The following is a 6,055-nucleotide window of genomic DNA, read 5'->3' as shown; positions in this document are numbered from 1 at the left end:
AATGGCAGACGGCTTACGTTTCGCTATTCGTGAAGGTGGTCGTACTGTTGGTGCTGGTGTTGTTGCTAAGGTTATTAAATAATTTTAGCTTAACTAAAGAGCATGTTAAATGCTCTTACCAGTTCAAAAAAGGTGCACTTTGTGCACCTTTTTTATTTGCTATCTAATCAATACTATTCGAATAACTGAAACAACTTAACTGATTTCCGCAAATTACCTATAGCAAAACTTATCATCTTTTGCTTTTTTAGTTAAAAATACAAACAGGTATGCCATTATTCGCATAGCGAGAAATGGGGTGTGACTAATCATATTTTCTAAAAATATAACAACTAACTAATTAGCGCTAATAGCCACTTGTCACCAGCCAATACAACGATTAATTGTACGAATAATATGAATGCTTAATATTGAGAAAAATAGTTAACGTTGAGTTAATTATCAACAACCTAATGGTTAATTAGTTTATTTAAACTACGAATATTGCACAACTATCATGCTATTACATTAGCACCTGAAGAAAGAATAAATTAAAAACAATAAGATACATTATTTCTAACAATATGATTTAATCTAATAACAAACTTATTTTTTAGTTTTTTAAGATTTAAGGTAAAAATTGATGCTATCTGACAGTAATAATATTACTGTCAGATAGTGCTACTTAAAATGAACGTTGTGAAGGGAGTGTAAGTTGGTGAAGATAGGTTGTCTTTAAAATTGTTACCTGATTCAATTTAATTTCAATTATTTTTTGTTTACGCCAACTAGAAATTAGTCGGCTTAACGTTTCATAACGGATACCAAGCTTAGTTGCCAATTGACTGCGTGATATTGGTAACACAAAACTTATATCTTGTTTAGAAGATAACGATAATATATAGGCCGCTAAACGCTGTTCTGCCGAGCTGGATGTTAACCAATCGATGTTATTAATTTGTTCGTATAGTTTGCTACTAAATTGCACTAACAAGCGTTGCATAACAATAGGATTATTCATACAAACTTGTAATACGCTATTTTTTTCAAGTAATAATAATGAGCAATTAGTTTTTGCTCGAATTGTCATCGGAAAGCGATTATGTGGCATAAACACTGCCGCAATGGCAACTAATTCATAAGGCGAAAAAATCCCAAAAACTTTTTCTTCACCTAAATAAGTATTTCTAAAAACCTCAATTTTACCAGCAAGAACCAAAGAACAACCTGAAAAAGGCATACCTTCATAGCTAATTAGCTCACCGGTACTAAATTCCATATAACTAGCATTTTCAAGGATCGGTATTAATGCATCATTGGTTAGCCCATCAAACATTTTTACATTATTTAACCAAATCAAAATCTCATCTTGCGTTGGTATATTTTTGACAAATGTCATAGGGATTGCCTAATGATAACTTTAGAATGATTTCAATATAATTGATAATAATTCTTATTTCAATAAATAAAACTTTATTATTAATTGCTAATAACCATATGAAATATAATGTTTTTTGTTAAAAATAATAATTTAACTACTTATAACCTATATCATAAGTATTGGCCAAAATAGCAATTATATTTTGTTTTGCACTTACTGAAAAACAGGAGAATCTTATGCCAAATAATACTATTCCCCCAGCACAAGAACTAAATTTAGCTTCATTAATTAAACAAACAGAGCAAGGTATTGCTAGTCGAGTGTTGGCTAAAACATCTGGTGGTAACTTAACCTTATTTGCTTTTGATAAAGGACAAGGGATCTCTGAACATAGCGCACCATTTGATGCAATCATTATGGTCATAGAAGGGCAATTAAATTTAATTATTAATGGTAAACCTGTTAAAGCAGAGCCAGGAACGATAGTAAAAATGCCAGCTAATATCCCTCATGCTGTTGAAGCACCAACAACAGCAAAAATGCTATTAATTATGTTGAGAGAAATCACATTAAAGACTAATTAAACTAAGGATAGATAATGGAACAAATTAAAAAAGAAGCTGGCCATAAATTTCTTGCTCGTTTAGGGAAAACAAGGTTACGCCCAGGGGGAAAGAAAGCCACGGAATGGTTATTTAAACAAGCAGAATTTACGCCACAAAGTCGGGTTTTAGAAATTGCATGTAATATGGCTACAACATCTATTGACATTGCCAAACGATTTAATTGCCATATTATTGGTATAGATATGGACAAATCGGCATTAACAAAAGCTAAACAAAATGTTATTAAAAATAATGTTAGTCAGTTAGTCGATATACAGCAAGCCGACGCATCCAAATTACCTTTCGCTGATAACAGCTTTGATGTTGTAATTAATGAAGCGATGTTAACCATGTATGCCGATAAAACGAAAGCTCGCCTACTCAACGAGTATTTTCGAGTATTAAAACCAGGTGGAAGATTATTAACGCATGACATTATGTTAGTAGATCCAGAAAACTCTCAAAACGTAATGGCACAGATTCATAATGCGATCAATGTTAATGCACAGCCTATGAGTCATGATGAATGGATTAATCTTTTTTCAACTATAGGATTTATCAATATAAAATCAGAAAATGCCGCTATGACGTTAATGTCACCACGAGGTATGATTACCGATGAAGGATTTTTTGGTGCAATCAAAATTGTTGGTAATGCATTACATAAACAAAATCGACCACAATTTATCCAAATGTTTAAAACATTTAGAAAAAATAAAGAATCCCTTAATTACATTGCTATCTGTAGTGTCAAACCGAAATAATAAAAAAATTAGGTATAGCTGAATATCATGACTAAACAGTCTTTTTTTGCTATAGTGGGCGTCATTTTATTTAATTTGGATTAATGAAAAACTATGGAATCTATACCTAATTGCCCAGCTTGCCAATCTGAACACACTTACCACGATGGTACTTTTTATGTTTGTCCGGAATGTGCACACGAATGGGATCCAAATCAAGAAACTTCGACAACCGATGAATTACAAGTTAAAGATAGCAATGGCAATTTGTTAGTTGATGGCGATGATATTATTTTGATTAAAGATTTAAAATTAAAAGGCTCATCAACCGTCCTCAAAAAAGGCGCTAAAGCTAAAGGCATTCGTTTAGTAGACGGTGATCACGAAATTGATTGTAAAATCGATGGCATGAAAGTAATGCTTAAAGCCTGTTTTGTTAAAAAGGCTTAATGATTTAAAGCAACATGCAACTTTTTTAATATAAGCTAATAAATTGACTTTGTTAGCTTATATCTTTATTTTTCCAGACCAAATCCGCAACCTTTAATACAAAACCAATATTTCATCACCTATAAAAATAAATACTTCTGGTAATTTTAATTTAAGTGTGGTATAAAACGCGCGCTATATTTCAGATTATTTTTATTGAAAATAATAATGAAACATCAGCATAAAATTTAATAATTAATTAACGTTATAACACACACATATCATTACTCTTTGCCGGGGTGCCTTTTACTTAAAATAATAAGGTCGGATAAAGCGGATATGTGGAGGCATAACCCCAACGTAAAAATGAGGAAATCATGACTACAGTATCAATGCGCGATATGTTACAAGCAGGTGTACACTTTGGACACCAAACTCGTTATTGGAACCCAAAAATGAAACCATTTATTTTTGGTGCTCGTAACAAAGTTCACATCATCAATCTTGAAAAAACAGTACCAATGTTCAATGAAGCATTAGCTGAATTAAACAAAGTTGCTGCGCGTAAAGGTAAAATTTTATTTGTTGGTACAAAACGTGCTGCAAGTGAAGCAATTAAACAAGCAGCTGAAAGCTGTGGACAATACTACGTTAATCACCGTTGGTTAGGTGGTATGTTGACTAACTGGAAAACAGTACGTCAATCAATCAAACGTTTAAAAGATTTAGAAACACAAGCTAATGATGGTACATTTGATAAATTAACCAAGAAAGAAGCACTTATGCGTGCTCGTGAAATGGCTAAATTAGAAAATAGCTTGGGTGGAATTAAAAATATGGGTGGCTTACCCGATGTGATTTTTGTTATTGGTGCAGACCATGAACATATCGCAATCAAAGAAGCTAACAATTTAGGTATTCCAGTCATTGCTGTTGTTGATACTAACTCAGATCCAGATGGTATTGATTACATTGTTCCTGGTAATGATGACGCAATCCGTGCAATTCAATTATATGTAAATGCAGTTGCTGAAGCAGTACGTTCAGGTCGTGAACAAAATCAATCTCCAGTATCTGAAGAAAGCTTTGTTGAAGAAGCTCCAGCAGCAGAATAATAAACTCAAATATTTTCAGGGTCGATAATATCGTCGACCCATTCTAATGAAAATCATCATAATGGTTAAATAGAGGATTTTAAAATGGCTGAAGTTACCGCTTCTATGGTAAAAGAACTGCGCGAAAGAACTGGCGCAGGTATGATGGAATGTAAAAAAGCATTAGTTGAAGCAAATGGTGATATCGATCTTGCTATCGACAACATGCGTAAATCAGGTCAAGCCAAAGCAGCTAAAAAAGCTGGTCGTGTGGCAGCTGAAGGTGTAATTATTTCTAAAATTTCAGCAGATAAAAAAGTTGGTGTTATTTTAGAAATTAACTGTGAAACTGACTTTGTTGCTAAAGATGCTGGTTTCTTAGAATTCAGTGATAAAGTAGCAACAGCTGCTTTAAATGATCAAATCACTGATATTGCAGCTTTACAAGCAAAATTTGAAGAAGAACGTACTGCATTAGTTGCAAAAATTGGTGAAAACATCGGTATCCGTCGTGTTCAACAAATCACTGGCGATGTAGTTGGTAGTTATCAACACGGTGCACGTATTGGTGTTTTAGTTGCAGCTAACAGTGGTTGTGATGAAGAATTAGTTAAACACATTGCAATGCACATTGCAGCAAGCAAACCAGAATATGTTGACCCTAGCGATGTACCTGCAGATGTGGTTGAGCATGAACGTAATATTCAAATTGATATTGCAATGCAATCTGGTAAACCTCGTGAAATCGCAGAAAAAATGGTTGAAGGCCGTATGCGTAAATTCACTGGTGAAGTATCACTTACTGGTCAACCATTTGTAATGGATCCAAGCAAAACAGTTGGTACTTTACTTGCTGAGAAAAAAGCGACTGTTGCATCATTTATCCGCTTTGAAGTGGGTGAAGGTATCGAAAAAGTCGAAGTTGATTTTGCGGCAGAAGTGGCTGCAATGTCGAAACAATCTTAATTGTTTTATTAAAACCGCCTTCATGGCGGTTTTGTTTATCCACAAAATATTTTAAAATGATTGCCAGCTAGTTATGCTAGCTTTTTAAGTAATAAAATAACGAAATAGTGAGACTTCATATGGTAACCCCTTTCTATAAACGTATCCTTCTCAAACTTAGTGGTGAAGCGCTGCAAGGTGATGAAGGTTTTGGTATTGATCCAACCGTTCTTGATCGTATGGCACAAGAAATTAAAGAACTTATCGACATGGGAGTTCAGGTTGCTGTTGTTATTGGGGGTGGTAATCTATTTCGTGGTGCAGGACTTGCTAAAGCAGGCATGAACCGTGTTGTTGGTGACCATATGGGTATGCTTGCCACAGTAATGAACGGTCTTGCTATGCGTGATGCGTTGCACCGAATTGAAGTTAATGCCCGTTTGATGTCGGCAATTCCATTAAACGGCGTTTGTGATGATTATCGCTGGACTGAAGCAATCAGCTTGCTTAAACATGGTAAGGTCGTTATCCTTTCGGCTGGAACCGGTAACCCATTTTTCACAACTGACTCAGCAGCCTGTTTACGAGGTATTGAAATTGAAGCTGATGTGGTTTTAAAAGCAACCAAAGTTGATGGTGTTTATTCAGCCGATCCCGTAAAAGATCCTAATGCAACACTTTATAAAACACTTAATTACGAGAAAGTGTTAGATGATGAATTAAAAGTGATGGATTTAGCCGCATTTACATTAGCACGTGATCATAATCTACCAATTTGTGTGTTTAATATGAATAAACCCGGTGCATTACGTCGCGTCATTCTAGGCGAATCAGAAGGAACATTAATCAATAATCAGGCTACAGTTAGCTGCTAGTCTT

The 6,055-nt window shown here is 34.4% G+C and carries 7 protein-coding genes and 1 pseudogene; 7 read left to right on the top strand and 1 reads right to left on the bottom strand.

What is annotated here, in order from left to right:
• Window positions 1-82 (top strand): annotated as a pseudogene (locus tag H3S74_RS09300) (elongation factor Tu); the annotation flags it as partial.
• 582 nt (window positions 83-664) lie between these two features.
• On the opposite strand, the gene H3S74_RS09295 reads toward H3S74_RS09300, so the two are convergent.
• Window positions 665-1,378: a Crp/Fnr family transcriptional regulator gene (locus tag H3S74_RS09295; RefSeq protein WP_198247731.1), complete on the bottom strand. Its 714-nt coding sequence runs from the start codon at window positions 1,376-1,378 to the stop codon at window positions 665-667.
• A gap of 218 nt (window positions 1,379-1,596) precedes the next feature.
• On the opposite strand from H3S74_RS09295, the gene H3S74_RS09290 reads away from it, so the two are divergent.
• From H3S74_RS09290 to pyrH, 6 genes are all read left to right on the top strand, one after another.
• Window positions 1,597-1,944, top strand: coding sequence for a cupin domain-containing protein (locus tag H3S74_RS09290; protein WP_198247730.1), 348 nt, complete (start codon window positions 1,597-1,599; stop codon window positions 1,942-1,944).
• Window positions 1,945-1,958: 14 nt separating this feature from the next.
• On the top strand, window positions 1,959-2,729 hold the full coding sequence (locus tag H3S74_RS09285) for a class I SAM-dependent methyltransferase (protein ID WP_198247729.1): 771 nt from the start codon (window positions 1,959-1,961) through the stop codon (window positions 2,727-2,729).
• A gap of 93 nt (window positions 2,730-2,822) precedes the next feature.
• A complete protein-coding gene (locus tag H3S74_RS09280; protein WP_065579134.1) occupies window positions 2,823-3,158 on the top strand; it encodes a zinc ribbon domain-containing protein YjdM in 336 nt (111 codons plus the stop codon).
• Window positions 3,159-3,514: 356 nt separating this feature from the next.
• Window positions 3,515-4,252, top strand: coding sequence for a 30S ribosomal protein S2 (gene rpsB / locus H3S74_RS09275; protein WP_198201589.1), 738 nt, complete (start codon window positions 3,515-3,517; stop codon window positions 4,250-4,252).
• Between the two features lie 84 nt (window positions 4,253-4,336).
• Window positions 4,337-5,197 carry a translation elongation factor Ts gene (gene tsf / locus H3S74_RS09270; RefSeq protein WP_198247728.1) on the top strand — a complete coding sequence of 287 codons (861 nt, stop codon included), beginning with the start codon at window positions 4,337-4,339 and terminating at the stop codon, window positions 5,195-5,197.
• Between the two features lie 119 nt (window positions 5,198-5,316).
• A complete protein-coding gene (gene pyrH, locus H3S74_RS09265) occupies window positions 5,317-6,051 on the top strand; it encodes a UMP kinase (RefSeq protein ID WP_065579131.1) in 735 nt (244 codons plus the stop codon).
• The last annotated feature ends 4 nt before the right edge of the window (window positions 6,052-6,055 follow it).

The organism is Gilliamella sp. W8126 (assembly GCF_016102185.1).
GTDB classification, from domain to species: Bacteria; Pseudomonadota; Gammaproteobacteria; order Enterobacterales; family Orbaceae; genus Gilliamella; species Gilliamella apis_A.
Note: the sequence above shows the minus strand (reverse complement) of the source record. Positions and strands in the feature narration are given on the sequence as shown.

Excerpts from the sequence above, each read along its gene's own strand:
- H3S74_RS09295 (WP_198247731.1), bottom strand. The coding sequence starts at position 1,378 with ATGACATTTGTCAAAAATATACCAACGCAAGATGAGATTTTGATTTGG.
- H3S74_RS09290 (WP_198247730.1), top strand. The coding sequence starts at position 1,597 with ATGCCAAATAATACTATTCCCCCAGCACAAGAACTAAATTTAGCTTCA.
- H3S74_RS09285 (WP_198247729.1), top strand. The coding sequence starts at position 1,959 with ATGGAACAAATTAAAAAAGAAGCTGGCCATAAATTTCTTGCTCGTTTA.
- H3S74_RS09280 (WP_065579134.1), top strand. The coding sequence starts at position 2,823 with ATGGAATCTATACCTAATTGCCCAGCTTGCCAATCTGAACACACTTAC.
- rpsB (WP_198201589.1), top strand. The coding sequence starts at position 3,515 with ATGACTACAGTATCAATGCGCGATATGTTACAAGCAGGTGTACACTTT.
- tsf (WP_198247728.1), top strand. The coding sequence starts at position 4,337 with ATGGCTGAAGTTACCGCTTCTATGGTAAAAGAACTGCGCGAAAGAACT.
- pyrH (WP_065579131.1), top strand. The coding sequence starts at position 5,317 with ATGGTAACCCCTTTCTATAAACGTATCCTTCTCAAACTTAGTGGTGAA.